Annotated in this window: 17 protein-coding genes; 7 read left to right on the top strand and 10 right to left on the bottom strand. The window is 71.3% G+C overall.

From position 1 onward, the window contains the following. Positions 1 to 78 precede the first annotated feature (78 nt). The 3 genes from rsmI (at position 79) to ACOOHE_RS03965 (ending at position 1,832) form a co-directional block, all read left to right on the top strand. Positions 79 to 744: a 16S rRNA (cytidine(1402)-2'-O)-methyltransferase gene (rsmI, locus tag ACOOHE_RS03975; protein WP_420456505.1), complete on the top strand. Its 666-nt coding sequence runs from the start codon at positions 79 to 81 to the stop codon at positions 742 to 744. 64 nt (positions 745 to 808) lie between these two features. Beyond that, entirely contained in the window at positions 809 to 1,366 is a 558-nt protein-coding gene (locus ACOOHE_RS03970; protein ID WP_420456504.1) for a TlpA family protein disulfide reductase, read from the top strand. Positions 1,367 to 1,406: 40 nt separating this feature from the next. Further along, positions 1,407 to 1,832: a TlpA family protein disulfide reductase gene (locus ACOOHE_RS03965; RefSeq protein WP_420456503.1), complete on the top strand. Its 426-nt coding sequence runs from the start codon at positions 1,407 to 1,409 to the stop codon at positions 1,830 to 1,832. Positions 1,833 to 1,935: 103 nt separating this feature from the next. On the opposite strand, the gene ACOOHE_RS03960 is transcribed toward ACOOHE_RS03965, so the two are convergent. Together ACOOHE_RS03960 and ACOOHE_RS03955 are read right to left on the bottom strand one after the other, a co-directional pair. Further along, positions 1,936 to 2,610, bottom strand: coding sequence for a phosphoribosylanthranilate isomerase (locus ACOOHE_RS03960; RefSeq protein ID WP_420456502.1), 675 nt, complete (start codon positions 2,608 to 2,610; stop codon positions 1,936 to 1,938). 131 nt (positions 2,611 to 2,741) lie between these two features. Continuing rightward, positions 2,742 to 3,290, bottom strand: coding sequence for a rhodanese-like domain-containing protein (locus ACOOHE_RS03955; RefSeq protein ID WP_420456501.1), 549 nt, complete (start codon positions 3,288 to 3,290; stop codon positions 2,742 to 2,744). 337 nt (positions 3,291 to 3,627) lie between these two features. On the opposite strand from ACOOHE_RS03955, the gene ACOOHE_RS03950 reads away from it, so the two are divergent. The 4 genes from ACOOHE_RS03950 to ACOOHE_RS03935 all read left to right on the top strand — a co-directional run bounded on the left by ACOOHE_RS03950 (position 3,628) and on the right by ACOOHE_RS03935 (position 8,566). Continuing rightward, positions 3,628 to 6,528 carry a protein O-mannosyl-transferase family gene (locus ACOOHE_RS03950; protein ID WP_420456500.1) on the top strand — a complete coding sequence of 967 codons (2,901 nt, stop codon included), beginning with the start codon at positions 3,628 to 3,630 and terminating at the stop codon, positions 6,526 to 6,528. Positions 6,529 to 7,061: 533 nt separating this feature from the next. After that, positions 7,062 to 7,505: a hypothetical protein gene (locus ACOOHE_RS03945; RefSeq protein WP_420456499.1), complete on the top strand. Its 444-nt coding sequence runs from the start codon at positions 7,062 to 7,064 to the stop codon at positions 7,503 to 7,505. Continuing rightward, positions 7,502 to 7,948 carry an rRNA maturation RNase YbeY gene (ybeY, locus tag ACOOHE_RS03940; protein ID WP_420456498.1) on the top strand — a complete coding sequence of 149 codons (447 nt, stop codon included), beginning with the start codon at positions 7,502 to 7,504 and terminating at the stop codon, positions 7,946 to 7,948. Before ACOOHE_RS03945 ends, ybeY begins: the two co-directional genes overlap by 4 nt. A 51-nt stretch (positions 7,949 to 7,999) precedes the next feature. Continuing rightward, a complete protein-coding gene (locus ACOOHE_RS03935) occupies positions 8,000 to 8,566 on the top strand; it encodes a hypothetical protein (protein ID WP_420456497.1) in 567 nt (188 codons plus the stop codon). A 152-nt stretch (positions 8,567 to 8,718) separates the two neighbouring features. Here the strand turns inward: ACOOHE_RS03935 and ACOOHE_RS03930 are convergent, their stop codons facing one another. The 8 genes from ACOOHE_RS03930 to ACOOHE_RS03895 all read right to left on the bottom strand — a co-directional run bounded on the left by ACOOHE_RS03930 (position 8,719) and on the right by ACOOHE_RS03895 (position 16,777). After that, entirely contained in the window at positions 8,719 to 9,678 is a 960-nt protein-coding gene (locus ACOOHE_RS03930) for a methylenetetrahydrofolate reductase (protein ID WP_420456496.1), read from the bottom strand. Between the two features lie 82 nt (positions 9,679 to 9,760). Continuing rightward, on the bottom strand, positions 9,761 to 10,075 hold the full coding sequence (locus ACOOHE_RS03925) for a hypothetical protein (protein WP_420456495.1): 315 nt from the start codon (positions 10,073 to 10,075) through the stop codon (positions 9,761 to 9,763). Between the two features lie 6 nt (positions 10,076 to 10,081). Next, positions 10,082 to 10,672, bottom strand: coding sequence for a cytochrome C oxidase subunit IV family protein (locus ACOOHE_RS03920; protein WP_420456494.1), 591 nt, complete (start codon positions 10,670 to 10,672; stop codon positions 10,082 to 10,084). Positions 10,673 to 10,749: 77 nt separating this feature from the next. Next, positions 10,750 to 11,934 carry a cytochrome c oxidase subunit 3 gene (locus ACOOHE_RS03915; RefSeq protein ID WP_420456493.1) on the bottom strand — a complete coding sequence of 395 codons (1,185 nt, stop codon included), beginning with the start codon at positions 11,932 to 11,934 and terminating at the stop codon, positions 10,750 to 10,752. 60 nt (positions 11,935 to 11,994) lie between these two features. Then, complete coding sequence (gene ctaD, locus ACOOHE_RS03910; protein ID WP_420456492.1) at positions 11,995 to 13,839, bottom strand: cytochrome c oxidase subunit I; 1,845 nt, start codon at positions 13,837 to 13,839, stop codon at positions 11,995 to 11,997. Positions 13,840 to 13,883: 44 nt separating this feature from the next. After that, positions 13,884 to 15,047 (bottom strand): cytochrome c oxidase subunit II, encoded by a 1,164-nt coding sequence (gene coxB / locus ACOOHE_RS03905; RefSeq protein WP_420456491.1) that lies wholly within the window; start codon positions 15,045 to 15,047, stop codon positions 13,884 to 13,886. 39 nt (positions 15,048 to 15,086) lie between these two features. Continuing rightward, the gene (locus ACOOHE_RS03900; protein WP_420456490.1) at positions 15,087 to 15,977 is read right to left on the bottom strand and encodes an SCO family protein; all 891 of its coding nucleotides are present in this window, start codon (positions 15,975 to 15,977) and stop codon (positions 15,087 to 15,089) included. Continuing rightward, entirely contained in the window at positions 15,977 to 16,777 is an 801-nt protein-coding gene (locus ACOOHE_RS03895; protein ID WP_420456489.1) for a hypothetical protein, read from the bottom strand. Before ACOOHE_RS03895 ends, ACOOHE_RS03900 begins: the two co-directional genes overlap by 1 nt. Positions 16,778 to 16,826: the final 49 nt, after the last annotated feature.

Genomic DNA, 16,826 nt, shown 5'->3' with positions numbered 1-16,826 from the left:
CGAGTTCAGCAGGTCTCGCGGGTTCCGTCGCGTCCAACCCGCGTAACCTGCCCGACTCGACGAACCCGCCCACTCCCGATGCTCGTCCTCGTCCCCACCCCCGTCGGCAACCTGGAGGACCTGACGTTCCGCGCGCTCCGCGTGCTCAAGGAGGCCGACGTCGTGGCGTGCGAGGACACGCGGACGTCGGGGACGCTGTTCGCCCACTACGGCATCGAGACGCCGCGGCTCAGCTTCCACATCCACAACGAGCACGGGCGCGTGGCCCAGTTGGTCGGGCGGATGGAGGCCGGCGAGACGGTCGCCCTGATCTCGGACGCCGGGACGCCCGGGATCTCGGACCCCGGGTTCCTCCTCGTCCGCGCCGCCGCCCAAGCCGGCGTCCGCGTCGAGGCCCTGCCCGGGCCGACGGCGCTCGTCCCGGCCCTCGTCGCCAGCGGCCTGCCGACCGACCGGTTCGTGTTCGAGGGGTTCCTCCCCCACAAGAAGGGCCGCCAGACGCGGCTGACGGCGCTCGAAGGCGAGACCCGAACCATCGTTTTGTATGAGAGCCCGCACCGGCTGGTCAAGCTGCTGGGCCAGCTCGCCGAGCACCTGGGCGACGACCGGCCCGCCGCCGTCGGGCGCGAGCTGACCAAGCTGCACGAGGAGGTCCGCCGGGGGACGCTGGCCGAGCTCGCGGCCCACTACGGCGGCCAGGCCAAGGTGCGCGGCGAGATCGTCGTCGTGGTCGGGGGCGCCTGAGGCACGGCGCCGGCCCCGGGCCCGTTACGGACGCGGCTAGCTTGTCCCGTCCCTCCCCGACCCGATGCGCCTTCTCGCCCTCGTCCCGTTCCTCGCCGCGTGCGCCAGCGCCCAGGTCGTCGCGCCCGGCCCGAGGCCCATCTTGATCGAGGACACGTCGGCGGCCCCACCGGCCGATGACCGAACGGAGGTCGAGGCCGCCGTCGCCGCGACCGTCACCGAGCCCGGCGTCCACGTGGTCCACTTCTGGGCGCCGTGGTGCGGCAACTCGACGGCCGAGCTGGAAGGCGGGCTCTACGAAGTGGTCGAGGCCCACCCTGACGTCTCGTTCTCGTTCGTCACGATCTGGACCGACGGCCGCGACGGGGCCGACCGCTTGGCGCGCTACGGGATCGAGCCGTCCGAGCGCGTGGCCATCTACGGCCAGCCTGACCGCGGCCCCTCGGCCGACCGCGACCTCCGCCGCCGCACGTTCCTCGGCTTGCCGCTGAGCTGGACCCCGACGACGTGGGTGTTCAACCGCGAGGGAAAGCTGGCCTACGCCTTCAACTACGGCGAGGTCTCGAACGACATGCTGACCGCCGCCATCGCCGACGCCCGCAACGAGTGGACGCACGAGTAAGCATCAGGTGTCAGGAACCAGGAATCCGCCCGCGAACCGCATGAGCCAATCCCTCCCCGAGGTCGACGCTGCCCTCCGCGAGACCGTCTCCGCCGACGGCGTCCACGTCGTCCGCGTGTGGGCCCCGTGGTGCGACAACTCGCTGAACGAGCACGCCCCGGTGTGGTCCGCCCACGACGCGCTCGGCGCGGACTCGGTGACGTTCGTAACGGTCTGGAACGACGGCGCGAGCGGGGCGAACGTGCTGGAGGCCACCGGCGTGGTCGGCGCGGAGGTGTTGGTGGTGGACGGCCCGAAGCCGGAAAAACCAGACCGCCGGCTGACGCTCCTCGGCTTCCCGGTGACGTGGATCCCGACGACCTGGGTGTTCAACCGGGGCGGCCTGCTGGCGACGGCGTTCAACTACGGCGAGGTCACGCGCGAGCAGCTGGCGGAGGCCGTCGAGGGCGCGCGGCGCGGCTGGTAGCGCGCGAGGCGGAGGCGTCCCCAGATCGGCACCCGTAGACACGGCGTGCCGTGTCCGCCCGGACGGCGCCGAGTCGCACGGGACGCCTTCCCGTTCCCGCGAGCTACGCCAGCTGTTGCACGCCGGCCGCCGCCGCGAACGCCGCCAGCTTCGATTCGCCGAGCGCCCCGTCGGTGCGGACGCCGCTGCACACGTCGAGCCCGAACGGGCCGACGTCCCGCACCGCTTCGGCCACATTCCCCGGCCGGAGCCCACCCGCCAGGAACACCGGCACGTCGAGCCGCTCGCGGATAAGCCGGCTGATCCGCCAGTCGTGGACGCGGCCCGTCCCACCGAGCGTTTTGACCTCGGCCGCCGGGTCGCCCGAGTCGAGCAACACGACGTCGACGTGGCGGGCGACGCGCTCGGCCTCGGCCACCGCCTCCGGCCCGGTCACGTGGACGACCTGCCACAGCGACCGGCCCGGCAGCTCGACGCGCAGCCGCGCCCACACGGCCGGCCCCACGCGGTCGACGATCTGGACGGCCGAGACGCCGGCGGCGTCGGCCTGGCGGGCGATGGTGTCGGCGTCGGTCGCGCTCGTGAGCAGGACCGTCATCACGGGCGGCGGAACGGCCCGGGCGATCTCGGCGATCCGGTCGTCCGGGATCACGCCGGGCCCGCTCGGCATCGCCCCGACCAGCCCGACGGCGTCGGCGCCCAAGCGGACGGCGAGCCGGGCCTCGGCGACGGACCCGATGCAGCAGACCTTGAGGCGGGGGAAGCGGGGCGCGTCCACAGGCGAGGAGGCGAGGTCGAGAGACGGGCTCCCAGAACGCCCCCCGTACGGACACGATTCATCGTGTCCCTGACGGGCCTGATGCTCCGGCCGCTCTCCGCCTCCCCACGCGGACATGACGAATCACGTCCCTACGGCTCCGGGACGTCCGCGCGGCGGGCCGGCGCGAGCAGCCGCCCCCAGACGGCGTCGTACGGGTGGACCTCCGCCACCGGCCGGCCGTCCCTCACCAAGGGCCGCCCCTCGTTGGCCCACCGGAAGATGGAGCCCTCCAGGTTCTCGACCCGGGTGAACCCCGCCTCGCGCAGCCGCCGGGCCACGCCCGCCGACCGGACCCCGACCGAGCAGTAGACCACGACCTCGCGCTGGTGGTCGACGTCGGCGAGGGCCGTCGCCAGCTCGGCGGCGCTCGCGTCGGGGTCGATGCGGCGGGCGCCGGGGAGGTGGCTCACGGCGACTTCCTCGGGCGAGCGCGCGTCGAAGAGGACCGGCGCCTCGCGCGTGCCCAGCCGGTCGGCGAGCGCGGCGGTCGTCGTCGTGGGGACGTCCGAAAAGCGGGCGTCGAGGTCGGCGGCGACGGCGCGCCAGGCGGCCGAGTCAGGGCGGTGGGCCCGGCCGACCCAGAGCCAGACGGCTCCGACGGCGGACGCCAGCAGAACGAGGACGAGGGCCGTGCGCATGGGCCCCGAACGCCGAGCGCCCCGCGCGAGTGCCCGCACGCGAACGGGCCGGCGCCGCCCGTTGGGCCCGCCCAGATGGCCACCGCCCACCCTTGTCATTCTGAGCCCGCGAAGGCGTGTCTTGAGCGAAGCCGAAGGGACCTCGACGCCGACCTTCCGAGTCGCCGGAACCGACGCCTACGTGCTGGAAGACCGAGTTGAGATCCTTCACGTTCGTTCAGGATGACAAAGGTGAGGTTGGGGGGAAGGACCCGGCCGACGCGGCGCCCGCCCCGAGGCCGGCCACGCCCCGGGCTATCTTCGACGCTCGCCCCCCGCTCCCGCTCGGCCCCCCTGCATGACCGGCAAACTGATCGACCGCCTCGTCGCCGCCGCGGTCTTCGTTTACTCCCTGGCGCTCTACCTCGCCACGATGGCCGAGACGAGCCCGTTCTGGGACTCGGGCGAGTTTATCGCCATCTCGAACGGGCTCGAGGTGAGCCACCCGCCGGGCGCCCCGTTCTACATGCTGGTCGGGCGGCTCTTCGCGATGGGCGCCCCGCTCTTCTCGGGCCTGAGCCCCGAGCCCGTCGCGTTCGCCGTCAACTTGGTCTCGGTCCTGTGCAGCGCGCTGACGGTGCTCCTGACGCACTTGGTGATCGTGCGGCTGGTGCGGATCTGGGCCGGCCACCCGAGCACGTGGACGCCGGTCCAGCGGGTCGGGGCGAACGCGGGCGGGGCCGTCGGGGCGCTCACGTTCGCGGTCACGGACTCGTTCTGGTTCAACGCCGTCGAGGCCGAGGTCTACGCCATGTCGATGCTGTTCACGGCCCTCGTCGTGTGGCTCGCGCTCGTCTGGCGCGACGCGACGCGCGTCGAGGAGGCCGCGCTGAAGGCGCGCGGCGAGCACCCGTTCGGGCTCCACGCCGACCGCTACCTCGTCGCCATCGCCTACCTGTTCGGGCTGGCCATCGGCGTCCACCTGCTCAACGTGCTGACGCTGTTCTTCCTCGCGCTCATCGTCTTTTTCCAGAAGGTCGACCGCGACGACTGGACGACGGCGGACCGCGTGAAGGGGCTCGCCATTACGGGCGTGATCGCCGTCGTCGCGTTCGGGCTGATCTACCCCGGCATCGTCCAGATCCTGCCGACGCTGGCGGGCGCGAGCGGGGCGCCGACCCTGTTCGTGATCGCCGTGATCGCGCTGCTCGTCGGCGCCGTGTGGTGGACGCAGAAGAACGGCCGCCCGATCCTCAACCTGATCGCGCTCGTCGTCACGACGGTGATGATCGGGTACTCGTCGTACGCGCTCATCTTCATCCGGTCCGCCGCCGACCCGCCCATCGACGAGAACGACCCGGAGACGGCCGAGGCGATCGTGAGCTACCTCAAGCGCGAGCAGTACGGCTCGACGCCGCTCCTGACCGGCGCCTCGTACGACGACCGGACGGGCCAGGTCAACGACGAGAAGACGTTCCCGCGCCGGCACTCGTCGGCCCCGCAGCACACCCAGGTCTACGCCCAGTACGACTCGGACTGGGACTTTTTCTGGCGCTACCAACTCGGCCACATGTACGGGCGCTACTTTATGTGGCAGTTCGTCGGGAAGGCGTCCGATGTCCAGGACGCTGGGTGGTACAGCGGGCTCGGCGAAGCGCCCCCGACCGGGCCGACGCCGTCGGAGCGGTGGGGGCAGAACTCGTACTTCTGGCTCCCGCTGCTGCTGGGGCTGGTCGGGCTGGCGGTCCACGTCCAGCGCGACTGGCGGCGGGCGCTGGCGGTCGGCGCGCTGTTTTTGGTGACGGGCGTCGGCATCATCCTGTACCTCAACCAGACGCCGTTCCAGCCGCGCGAGCGCGACTACTCGTACGTGGCCTCGTTCTTCGCCTTCTCGCTGTGGATCGGGATCGGGGCGACGGGGCTCGTTGAGTGGGTGTCGGAGGCGCTCGAGGGGAAGGGCGCGGCCGTGCGCCGCGTCGCCGGGCTGGCCGTGGCCGCGCTCGTGTTCGCGGCCGTCCCGGGCTGGATGGCCGTCGAGAACTACGCCGACCACGACCGCTCGGGCCGCCGCATCGCGACCGACTTCGCCCGGAACCTCCTGGAGTCGACGGCGCCGAACGCGATCCTGTTCACGAACGGCGACAACGACACCTTCCCGCTGTGGTACCTCCAGGAGGTCGAGGGCGTCCGCCGCGACGTCCGCGTGGTAAACCTGTCGCTGCTCAACACGCCGTGGTACATCCGCCAGCTCCGCGACCAGTTTAGCCGCGAGAGCGCGCCGCTGCCCATGACGATCACCGACGCCGACCTTGAGGGGATCAGCGGGCCGCCGGACCAGCGGGCGACCGGTGCGCTGGCGCCCCGGATCATGGAGGACACCGAGGTCGCGCTCCCCGTCGACGCCCGGGCGTTCGCCGACGACCGCGTGGCCGGCCGCGTGGACCGGGCGACGATCCCGGACCGGATGACGTGGACGCTCCGGGGCCAGCCGTTCGGCGACGGCCAGAGCGTGCTTTACACGGCCGACCTCGCCGTGCTCGACATCCTGCGGGCCGTCGCCGAGGACGGGTGGCAGCGGCCGGTCTACTTCGCCGGGACCGTGGCCCAGGCGTCGGAGCTCGGGCTCCAGCCGTTCTTCCAGAACGAGGGGCTCGCCCGGCGCGTGGTCCCTCTCGACCGGCCCGGCGGCGACGCCGACGGCGTGGTCGTGCCCGAGGTGGCGCTCGACCGGCTGGGCAAGTTCGAGTTCGGCGGCCTGGCCGACCCCGACGTCTACCACGACGAGAACGCCCGCAACATGGCTGATGGGTACCGGATCCGCGTCGGGTCCATCGCCCGGCGGTTGGCCGAGGCCGGCCGCCGCGACGACGCCCGGGCGCTGCTCGACCGGCTCCGCGAGCAGGTCCCCTCGGCCACCATCCCCACCAGCTTCGGCTCGCTCCTGACCCTGGCCGACGCCTACCAGGCCGCCGGCGACACGACGGCCTCGCTCCGCACCTTCGCCGAGGCCGAGACCATCGCGCTCCGCCAGCTCGACACGGCGCGGACGCCGGCGGCGCAGGACCAGGCGTTCCAGTTCGTCCAGTACATCCAGTCGGCCTACGTGCTCGGCGGGCAGTACGACGCGGCCTCGGCGTTCATGGGCCGGATCGCGGACGCGCTCGGCGACGAGTCGCTCCGCCGCTCGGCCGCCGAGATCCGCCGCGACGCGGAGGCCATGATGCGGCAGACGCCGGACACGACGGGCGGGCAGGGGTAGCAGGAGGCCCGGCACGACTCGCTGGCGGAACCCCCTGTCCGTCCGCCCATCGCTTCGCTCAGCGGGCGGACGGACGGTCCCCCTTCAAGGGCAGGGTCGCTAACTTCTAGCCGTTCTCCAACTCGACAGCCAAACTCTACGAGTCATCCCCGCGCAGGCGGGGACCCATGCGGCGCCCAGCCAACGAGCAGGACCGTATGGATTCCCGCCTGCGCGGGAATGACTCATTGTATTTGAGTAGCCGAAGAAAGAACGTAGCAGCCCTGCCCTTCGAGGGGGACACCGCGTAGCGTCGGCGCAGCCAGCTTCCCGACCTGGGAGCCCTTCGGCTCCGCTTAGGACAGGCTCCGCGACCGGAGGGAGAGCGGGGGGCCGGCGCAAGCGGGAGACGCGGAGTCTGTTCCACCCCGGTGAGGTCTTGCCGCGGAACGCGGGGGTGCGGCCCTGACGTAGAGCCCACGGGCGGGTCGCGCCTCGGCCTGCACCGGCCGGGCCGGGCGTCACTAACTTTCCCGCCCCCGCCCTCCCCTCCGATGCCCCAGCCCCTCCCCGACGCCGACCTCGACCGCGCGGCCGCCGTGCTGGGCGTCGCCCCCGAGCGCGACGGCGCGCTCACCCGGCTCGCGCTGGCGGACCCGGCCAGCGGCCGGCGCCTGGCCGTCGAGGTCACGCGCGGCGACGCCGGCGCCATCGTCAAGGTGTATGGGACGGAGGCCCACCTCGAGCTCCACGACTGCGCCGGGCTGGTGACGTCGGACGAGCTCGGCGAGGTCATCTTCTTTGCGCGCGGCGGCGGGCGCGTGGCCGGGCTCGTGATCGAGCGCGAGGCGGCGTGCTCGCTCTACGCCAACGTCGCCGAGCGCCTGCTCTCGGCCGACTTCCTGAGCGTCGCGCCCGAGGTAGCCCAGGCCGCCGTCGTGCTGTCGCTGAGCGAGCCGCTGTTCGAGGGCGACTGGACGCCCGAGTCGGAGGCGTGACGCCGGGCGGAGGCGAGGGCGTCGAGGTCCACCACGCGCACCCGACCCGCGACGTCGACGAGGCCGCCGTCCGCGCCGTCGTCCGGGTCGTGTGCGAGGGCGAGGGCGTTGTGGCGGAAAGCGTCGGGATCGTCCTGGCGGACCACGCGACCGTCCACGACCTCAACCGCGAGTGGCTCGGCCACGACTACGAGACGGACGTGGTCTCGTTCGTGCTCGACGAGGAGGCCCGGGCGCGCGGCGCCCTCGACGGCGAGGTCTACGTCGACCTCGACACGGCGGCCGAGCGCGCGCCCGAGTTCGGCGTGACAATGGCGCACGAGGCGCTCCGCTACGTGGCCCACGGCGTCTTGCACCTCGCCGGCCACGACGACGCGACGGACGCCCAGCGCGACGCCATGCGCGCGCTCGAAGACCGCGCTCTCGCCGCCGCCGGCATCTGATCCGGCCGAGCGGCGTACTCCGCTTCTCCCCCCGGTCTAGCCTAATCGACGATGCCGTCCCGCAGCGCCTCTCCTCCCCCGCCCGCCGGCGACCCGAGCGACGACCGGTCAAACATGAGCCGGGTCGACTCCGGCAAGATGCACGGCTGGCTGGTCCGCTTCCAGCGCCAAGGCGTCAAGCACGGCAAGTTCTTCAGCGACAGCGCTCATGGCGGAGCGGACGCCGCCTTCGACGTGGCGCGGGCCTGGCGCGACGAGCGGCTCCGGGCCCTCGGCCCGGCCCAGGCGTCGGACGCGAGCCGGATGCACACGGCCGCCGCCCGGCGCAAGAACCGGCGGTCCGTCACCCGGACCGGCGTGACCGGCATCGGCTTCCAGGTCCGCGAGTTCTCGGCCCAGCGCGTCCCCTACGTCACGGCGTACTGGCTCGACGCCGACGGCCGGCGGCACCACACGTCGTTCTCGGTCCAGAAGCACGGCGTCGAGGGCGCGCTCCGGCTGGCGGCGCGAGCCCGGGCCGCGACAGCCGAGTGGCACGGCGAGCGGCCCCGGACCGAGCAGGAGCTGTACGACGCGGCCGTCGACCGCGTCCGCGAGCTCGCCGAGACGGCCCGCTAGCGCGGAGTTCAGGAGGGCGTGGGGGTCTGATACCAAGTCCAGTTGATCTGTCGCTGATCGAGTCTGAGAGGAGTGGGGAGTCTGGGGGTGTGGGAGTGACATGCATTCCCCTCCCACGCCCCCTCCGCCCGGACACCCACACGCATCCTGCTCTAGCCGACCAGCTTGCGCAGCGGCTCGGCCACCTTCACGACGTGCCGGGCCGTCGACATGATGTAGAAGTGGATGCCGGGGACGCCGGCCTCGATCAGCTCCTCGGCCTGGCGCCGGGCCCACTCGACGCCGACGTCGGCCACGTGCTCGTCCCGTGCCTCCTCGACCTCGGCCGCCAGCGACTCGGGGATCTCGGTGTAGAACGAGCGCGGCAGCGACTGGAGCTGGCGCTTCGACGTCAGGATCTTGAGGCCCGGCACGATCGGCACGTCGATGCCGACGTCGCGGCAGCGCTCGACCCAGTCGAGGAAGTGCCGGTTGTCGAAGAACATCTGGCTCACGACGTAGTCGGCCCCGGCGTCCACCTTCCGCTTGAGGTTGAGGACGTCCCACGTCTTGTTCGGCGCGTCGACGTGCTTCTCGGGGTACCCGCCGACGCCGATGCAGAAGTCGGTCGGCGCGGCGTCGAGCAGGTCGGCGAGGTAGCGGCCCTCGTTCATGGCCCGGATCTGGCCGACCAAGTCGCAGGCGTAGGCGTTCTGGTGGCGGCCCGGCCGGATCGGCTTGGTCACGCCGGTGTCGTCGCCGCGGACCGCCAGGACGTTGTGGATGCCGAGGTAGTTGAGCTCGATCAGCGCGTCCTCGGTCTCCTCCTGCGTGAACCCCCGGCACAGGATGTGGGGCACGGCGTCGATCCCGAACCGGTACTGGATGGCGGCGCAGAGGCCGAGCGTGCCCGGCCGCTTCCGCTTGACCCGCTTCGTGACGGTCCCGTCCGGCATCTCCTCGTAGACCGCCTCGGCCGAGTGGCTCGTGACGTCGATGAACGGCGGGTCGTACGGCGCGAGCGCCTCGACGACGCCGAGCACGTCGGCGACGGAGCTGCCCCGCTGGGGCGGGATGATCTCGTACGAGAACAGCGGGCCGTCGGCCGCGGCGTAGTGGTCGGTGACGCGCATGGGGGCGGGGGGCGGAGACCGGAAGATCGGGACCGTCGGCGCTCCCGGTTCGGGCGCCCGCCGCGTCGCCGTCGGCTCGCGTCTAGTTCCTCCGGAGCCAGAGGTCGTCGAACAGCGGGTGCGTCCGGGGCGACGGCGGCGTCCCACGCGGGACCACCCGTTCGGCCGCGGACGTGGCCTGCCGGGCCCGCTCGTCCTCCATGATGTCGCGCAAGCGGACCGGGACCGACTCGCCGCGCGCGGCGAGCCGCCGCCGCCGGGCCACCGGGTCGAGCGGGAGGGGCTCGTCCGGGAACAGGATCCGGAAGGCCGTCACGCCGGCCCACACCGCCATCAGCAAGATCGCCGGGACGGCGACGGCGAAGAAGGCGACGAAGATGGCCCCGAGCGGCGGCATGGCGGTCTACGGCGTGGTTTCGGACGGCGTGGTGACGGCCGCGTCGAGGGCCTGCGACCCCGCGGCGTCCGTCTCCGGGACCCCGAACAGCTCGGCGTCCGGCGTCTCGTTGACGAGCGGCACCGTCTCGAACTCGTCGGCGATCTCGGTCTCGATCTCCTGGGCCTGGAGCACCTCCTCCTCTAGGACGTCGGTCGGCACGGCCGAGAGCTCCTCGAACGTGCCGCGGAAGGCGAAGTCGAGGTAGGTGAACGCGAAGAAGACGAGCAGGAACGCTGTGCTCCCCAGGAACACCAGCGTGTTGGTCCCGCCCTCGTACTTGAGCCCCATAAAGCGCGAGGCCACCCAGTACACCTTCGTCCCGGCGATGCCGAGCGCGATGGGGATGGAGAGCGGCCCGACCGGAAGCGCCGGGTACGTGAACTCGAGTCCGAACACGTTGGCGAACCCGCGCTCCCAGAGCGCGAGCACGACGGTCAGGATCGTCAGGCCGACCAGGATGGCGAACGTCTTCTTGAGCGTCGCCGCGTCGAACACGTGGTGGCCGCCGTGGCCGGTGTGCTCGGTGTGGCCCTCCTCGGTGTGCGTGTCAGTCATGGTGGACTCGTGAGAGGGTGGACGTGTGGCCCCGTGGAGACGCGCGCGTACACGAGTCCACAGGTCCACGGGCCCACTCAGATCAGGTACATGAGGGGGAAGACGAAAATCCAGATGATGTCCACGATGTGCCAGTACAGGCCCACGTTCTCGACCGGCGTGTACCACACCGACGAGTAGTCGCCTCGGTTGGCGAAAAACACCAGGAAGCCGATGGCGATGATGCCGATGATGATATGGATGGCGTGGATCCCCGTCATCACGTAGTAGATGGCGAAGAAGATGCCGGCCCGGCGGTTCGAGAAGATCTCGCCCTCGCGACCGTGCTCGCCGTGGTCGTCACCGTGCTCGGTCTCGAGCCCGGCCGACACCAGCTCGCCCGCCTCGTCGTGGACGGCCGCCGCGCGACCGGCTTCCGAGAGGACCGCCTCGTCGAGCGCGGCCCCCTCGCCGTCCGCCCCGACGGCGGCGGCCTCGCCGGTCGCGGCGCCTTCGCCGTCCTCGGGCCCCTCGCCGGTCGCGGCTGGGCTGTCGGGGACGGCCGTCGCGTCGCCGGGCGGCGCCGCTTGGTCCGTGCCGGAGAGCGGCGCGTCGGCGGTCGCGAGCGCGCCGGACTCGGCCTCGACGACCTCGGCGTCCGACGTCTCGCCGGTCACCTCCGCGCCGTCGGCCGCCTCCGAGGGCGCCACGAACAGCGGCGTGCCGGCGACGGCGCCCGTCAGGTCGCCCACGCGCTGGGTCCCCTCGTCCAGCTCGAAGTTGACGCCGGGCCAGATGCCGAGCTCGAACTTGTGGCCGTACTCGAAATACTTGACCACGAGGAAGCCCGCCGCCAGCACCATCGTCGCGATCAGGTTGCCGATGAGGACCTTCCGGTTGTCCATCTGCGCGCCCCGGATGGCCCATGCCATCGTCAGCGACGACAGCAAGAGCACGAGCGTGTTGGTCGCGCCCAAGACCGTGTCGAGCTGCAAGCTGGCCTGCTCGTAGAGCTCGGGGTAGAGCACGCGGAAGATCCCGTAGGCCACGAACATCCCGCCGAACAGCAGGATCTCGGTGGCCAGGAACAGCCACATCCCCAGCTTCGACGCCTCGAACTGCTGCTCGGACGAGACGAAAAAGTGCTGGAGCCGCGACGGGTGGAGCTGCCCGTCGTGGCCGACCAGCATCGGGGCCTCGTGGTGCCCGTGCCCGTCGCCGCCGTGGTCGTGGCCGGCGTGGGGGTCGTCGACGGTGACCTGAGGAGTGGGTGTCGTCGCCATGTCGGAGTGCGTGGGGTGACGTGGGCCGGACGGTCTCGGGGGCGCCCGGGACCGGGCGGCCTACATGTCGGTCGCGGAGTCGGGCTGCGAGGTGCCGTCGTCGACGGTCTTGTCCATCTCCTGCGGGGCGCCGACGGCCACGTCCGGGACGGGCGCGCCGCGCTGGCTGTCGCCGGACGTCTGGAACAGGACCTCGTAGTCGTACGGCCCGTGCGTCACGAGCGGCGTGTGGTGGAAGTTGTGGTGGTCCGGCGGGCTCGTCGTGTGCGTCCACTCGAGCGTGGCGCCGCCCCACGGGTTGCCCGGCGCGCGCGGCGCGCTCTTGCGCAGCGACAGGAGCCCGTTGACGAGCACCACCAGCAGGCCGACGCCCAGCACGTAGCTCCCAATCGTCGACGCCTGGTGGAGCGGCTCGAGCCACGGCATGTCCGGGTAGTCGTAGTACCGGCGCGGCATCCCCTGGCTGCCCATGACGAACTGGATAAAGAACGTCATGTTGAACCCGACGAACACGAGCAGCGCGGACACCTTGCCCAGCGTCTCGTTGTAGAGCTTGCCCGTCATCTTGGGGAACCAGTAGTGGATCCCGCCCAGGAACGCGATCACCGTCCCGCCCATCATCACGTAGTGGAAGTGGGCGACGACGAAGTACGTGTCGTGGAGGTGGATGTCGACCGCGAGCGCGCCGACCATGATGCCCGTCACGCCGCCGATCGTGAACAGGAACAGGAACGACAGCGCGTAGAGCATCGGCGTCTTGAGCCAGACGCTCCCGCGGTACATCGTCCAGATCCAGTTGAAGATCTTGATGCCGGACGGGATGCCGATGAGGAACGTGATGAGCGAGAACACGATCGAGCTCACCGGGCTCTGGCCCGACGTGAACATGTGGTGGCCCCAGACCAGGAAGCCCAACAGCGCGATGGCCACCGACGACAGCGCGACGGCGCGGTAGCCGTAGACCCGCTGGCGGCTGAACGTCCCCATCAGCTCCGAGATCACGCCGAACGCCGGCAGGATCATGATGTAGACGGCCGGGTGGCTGTAGAACCAGAAAAAGTGCTGGAACAACACCGGGTCGCCGCCCAGCGCCGGGTCGAAGATGCCGATGCCGAGGACCCGCTCCATGATCAGGAGCACCATCGTGATGCCGATGACGGGCGTCGCCAAGATCTGGACGATGGACGTCGCGTAGATCGACCACAGGAAGAGCGGCATCCGGTTCCAGGTCATGCCCGGCGCCCGCATCTTGTGGATCGTCACGATAAAGTTGAGCCCGGTCAGGATCGACGAGAACCCCATCACGAAGGCGCCGCCCGCCATCCAGATCACGGCCGTCCCGGTCTCCTTCGAGTACGGCGTGTAGAACGTCCAGCCCGTGTCCACGCCGCCCGTCGTCATCGACATCAGCGCCATGACCGCGCCGGCCGCGTAGATGTAGAGGCTCAGCAGGTTGAGCCGGGGGAACGCCACGTCCTTCGCGCCGACCATGATCGGCAACAGAAAGTTGCCCATCGTCGCCGGGATCGACGGGATGATGAACAGGAACACCATGATCAACCCGTGCATGGTGAACACGCGGTTGTAGGTGTCGGCCTCCATGATCGAGCCGGCGCCGTCGGGCCCGTTGACGAAGAACAGCTCCGTCCGGATGCCGAGCGCGAGCAGGCCGGCCACGCTGAAGAAGACCGAGACGGCCACGAGATACATGATCCCGATCCGCTTGTGGTCGACCGTCAGCGCCCAGCCCTTGATCCAGGCCCAGGCGCGCGCGAGCCCGCGGACGTCGTCGGCCGGGCGGGGCTCGCGGAGGTAGTTGTGGACCGGCTCGTGGCCGACCGGGACCGCGCGGGCCTCACGGGGGGCCGGGGCCGTCGCCGGGGGGGACTGGGTGAGCGTTGCCATGGGAGGAGCGGGGAGGGAGGCGGGAGCTCGCGGCAGCCGGGCGGCTACCGCTGCTCGCCAGGCCGGAGGGGCTCGTCCTCGCGGACGGCCTCGCGCTCGCCGGGCGCGACGGGGTCGGCGACGGGGACGCCGGGGTCGCCCATGCCGCCCTCGGGCGGCTGCGCGCCCGTCGACTGGGTCGAGTCGGCGTCGGCGTCGAGCGTGAGGTCAGACGGGAGCGAGGCGCCGCTGACGGCCCGGATGTAGGCCGCGAGCCCGGCCACCTGCTCCTCGTTGAGCTGGCCGTCGTACGACGGCATGTTGGCGTTCTCGTAGCCCGGCACGATGTAGGCCTGCGGGTACAGGATCGACTCGGCGACGTAGGCGTCGTCGACTACGCCTGAGGCCGAGCCGGGCCGGGGCTGGCCCCACGAGTTCTGCCACGTCGGGCCGACGCCGGACGAGCCGTCGACCGAGTGGCACGTGTTGCAGTTGCGCTGGGTGTAGAGCCGCTCGCCGAGCTCGGCCGGCGGCAGCGGCTCGTCGTTGCCGATCTCGCCCCTCAGCGCCGCGTAGTACGTCCCGCGGTCGACCACGTGGATCTTGGCGCCCATGTTCGAGTGGGCCGTCCCACAGTACTCGGTGCAGAGGACCTGGTAGGTCCCCTCACGCGGCGCCTCGAACCAGACGTAGGCGTAGCGGTTGGGGATCACGTCGTGCTTGATCCGGAACTCGGGGACGTAGAAGCTGTGGAGCACGTCCTGGCTCGTCATCTCCAACCGGATCGGCGTGCCGACGGGGACCCAGATCTCGCCGAAGCCCTGGATGCCGTTCTGGTACTCGAACGTCCAGGCCCACTTCTGCGCCTTCACGTTGATCGTGATCGCGTCCGACGGCGGGATCGCCGTGCCGACATAGGCCCGGAAGCCCCAGAAGAACACGACGAGCACCAGCAGCGTCGGGATCGTGATCCAGCTCATCTCGAGCCACTTGCTCTCGTGAACGTCGACGGGCCGGTCGGCGTGGCTCTTGCGGCGGTACTTCCAAACGAAGTAGACCATCGCCGCGGCCACCAAGATGGTCAGGACGATGCTGGAGTACAAGATGAAGTAGAACAGCCCGTCGATCTCGTGGGCCGTCGTGGACGACTGGGGCGGGAGCCAGGTCGTGGCGCCCTCCGTCCAGAAGGACTGGCGGCCGAGCGCGGCGGTCGAGTCAGCGGTCTGCATCATCTCGGAAAGGTCGCCGCGGCGAGCGACGACGGTGGGTCAGAGGGTGGGCGCCGGCCGAGCGTCGGCCCAGTCGTCGGGGCTCTTGGACTCGCGGCGCCAGAAGTACACCAGCAGGCCGCCGAACACCAGCAGCAGCAGGCCGCCGCCGATCTTGGTCACCGTCAGGACGGCCAGAGAGTACGACTGGGCGTCCTCGTCGTACTCGTAACACGTGATGAGGAACCGGTCGAACGCGCTCCCGACCGTCCCCTCGCTGGCCTCGATCAGCCCCAGCTTGACGTCGCGCGGGTCGTGGTCGATGCCGTAGAGGTAACGGGTGACCTTGCCCGTCGGGCTGAGCAAGACGTTGGCCGCGTTGTGGGCGTACTCGCCCGTCCTGACGTCGTAGGCGTAGCGGAAGCCGACCGCGTCGGCCAGGGCCTCGACGCTCGCTTGGTGCTCCTCCCCGACGGTCCAAAAGTGGAACGCCGACAAGTCGCCGAACTCGTTGAGGCGGGCGTACCGAGCCTTAGCTGCCGCCGCCCGCTCGGGCGTGTCGCGCGGGTCGATGGAGACGGCGAGCACGTGGTAGTCCTGGCCCAGCGCCAGGTCGGTCTCGGCGATGGCGTCGGCCGTCCCGTCCAGGACCAAGCTGCACAGCATCGGGCACGAGTGGTAGACGAAGGCCACCATCAGCGGGCGCTCGCCGTCGAGCAGCGTCGCCAGCGACACCTCGCGGCCTTGCTCGTCGAGGAACGTGAGGTCGGTCGGGACGGTCGCCCCCAAAAACTCCGTGACGCCGACGGCGCCGACCAGCCGGTTCGGGAGCGGGCCCTGCCCCTCCTCCCCGTCGAGCGGGGCGAACTGGCCCGGCCGCGTGACCTGTGCCTGTGCCCCGACCGCCAGCGCGGCCCCGATCACGAGGGTCAGGAGGGCACGGAGAACCATTACTCCCTCGTGTCAGGCAGGGCCTCGGCGTCGTCGAGGTCCACCTCGCCGAGGTCGTTCTCGATCCGCTCGACCGTGTCGACGTCCCGGTCCACGCCGACCTCCTCAATGCCATCGCCCAAGACGGGGAACCGGGTCCCCTCGATCTGGCCCCGGTCGGGCGTGGCCTGGACGGCCCGGCCCGTGCCCCACACCACGGGCAGCGTGTTCCACTCCTGGCGCGAGTCGGGGAGCCCGGCCGCGGCCCCGGCCCCGCCGTACTGGGCGGCGACGAGCCCCATGGCCCGGCCGATCGGGACGCCGTACGTCGAGTCCTCCCGGGTGTACTGGCCGAGCTTGGCGACGGCCTCCGTCCGCAGGTCCTCTTGCTCGTAGTTGGTCGCCTGCCCCTCGGCCCGCTCGCCGACCTGGGTCCGGAACGGGATGTAAAAGAGGTAGATCAGGATGACGGCGAGCGCGGCGACCGACACGAGCGTGGCCGCGACGAGCCCGAGGAGCTGGCCCGACTCGATCCCCTCTTCCTCGACGCCCATCTGGGCGAGCAGCGCCTCGGCCTCGGGGTCGTCCTCCCCCCCAACGTTGGCCGCTTCCTGCTCGGCCTCCGTCAGGGCCGCCGGGATCAGCTCTCCGTAGGGGCCGAGCGGCTCGTCCTGCTCCGGCCGGACCGCGGGGTCCACGCCGGGCCGCATCCCCTCCTGGGGGGGCGGCGCGGGCTTGGTCCGGTGCGGATCGGGCACGGGGTCCTCCGCTCGCTGGGGGCGCTCGCCGGGGGCCGGCATCTTGGGGGCCTGATCGTCCATGGGGAGGTCAACGGGCGCTGGGCCCGCATGTTTTCAGTTCTGATTGAAA

Origin of the sequence: Rubrivirga sp. (assembly GCF_965213695.1) — a bacterium.
Lineage (GTDB): Bacteria > Bacteroidota > Rhodothermia > Rhodothermales > Rubricoccaceae > Rubrivirga.
The sequence above is the reverse complement of the archived record's forward strand: the minus strand, read 5'-3'. Positions and strand labels throughout refer to the sequence as shown.

What these genes read in the sequence shown, in the direction of transcription:
- rsmI (WP_420456505.1), top strand. Translation starts at nt 79, where the DNA reads ATGCTCGTCCTCGTCCCCACCCCCGTCGGCAACCTGGAGGACCTGACG.
- ACOOHE_RS03970 (WP_420456504.1), top strand. Translation starts at nt 809, where the DNA reads ATGCGCCTTCTCGCCCTCGTCCCGTTCCTCGCCGCGTGCGCCAGCGCC.
- ACOOHE_RS03965 (WP_420456503.1), top strand. Translation starts at nt 1,407, where the DNA reads ATGAGCCAATCCCTCCCCGAGGTCGACGCTGCCCTCCGCGAGACCGTC.
- ACOOHE_RS03955 (WP_420456501.1), bottom strand. Translation starts at nt 3,290, where the DNA reads ATGCGCACGGCCCTCGTCCTCGTTCTGCTGGCGTCCGCCGTCGGAGCC.
- ACOOHE_RS03950 (WP_420456500.1), top strand. Translation starts at nt 3,628, where the DNA reads ATGACCGGCAAACTGATCGACCGCCTCGTCGCCGCCGCGGTCTTCGTT.
- ACOOHE_RS03945 (WP_420456499.1), top strand. Translation starts at nt 7,062, where the DNA reads ATGCCCCAGCCCCTCCCCGACGCCGACCTCGACCGCGCGGCCGCCGTG.
- ACOOHE_RS03935 (WP_420456497.1), top strand. Translation starts at nt 8,000, where the DNA reads ATGCCGTCCCGCAGCGCCTCTCCTCCCCCGCCCGCCGGCGACCCGAGC.
- ACOOHE_RS03930 (WP_420456496.1), bottom strand. Translation starts at nt 9,678, where the DNA reads ATGCGCGTCACCGACCACTACGCCGCGGCCGACGGCCCGCTGTTCTCG.
- ACOOHE_RS03925 (WP_420456495.1), bottom strand. Translation starts at nt 10,075, where the DNA reads ATGCCGCCGCTCGGGGCCATCTTCGTCGCCTTCTTCGCCGTCGCCGTC.
- ACOOHE_RS03920 (WP_420456494.1), bottom strand. Translation starts at nt 10,672, where the DNA reads ATGACTGACACGCACACCGAGGAGGGCCACACCGAGCACACCGGCCAC.
- ACOOHE_RS03915 (WP_420456493.1), bottom strand. Translation starts at nt 11,934, where the DNA reads ATGGCGACGACACCCACTCCTCAGGTCACCGTCGACGACCCCCACGCC.
- ctaD (WP_420456492.1), bottom strand. Translation starts at nt 13,839, where the DNA reads ATGGCAACGCTCACCCAGTCCCCCCCGGCGACGGCCCCGGCCCCCCGT.
- coxB (WP_420456491.1), bottom strand. Translation starts at nt 15,047, where the DNA reads ATGCAGACCGCTGACTCGACCGCCGCGCTCGGCCGCCAGTCCTTCTGG.
- ACOOHE_RS03900 (WP_420456490.1), bottom strand. Translation starts at nt 15,977, where the DNA reads ATGGTTCTCCGTGCCCTCCTGACCCTCGTGATCGGGGCCGCGCTGGCG.
- ACOOHE_RS03895 (WP_420456489.1), bottom strand. Translation starts at nt 16,777, where the DNA reads ATGGACGATCAGGCCCCCAAGATGCCGGCCCCCGGCGAGCGCCCCCAG.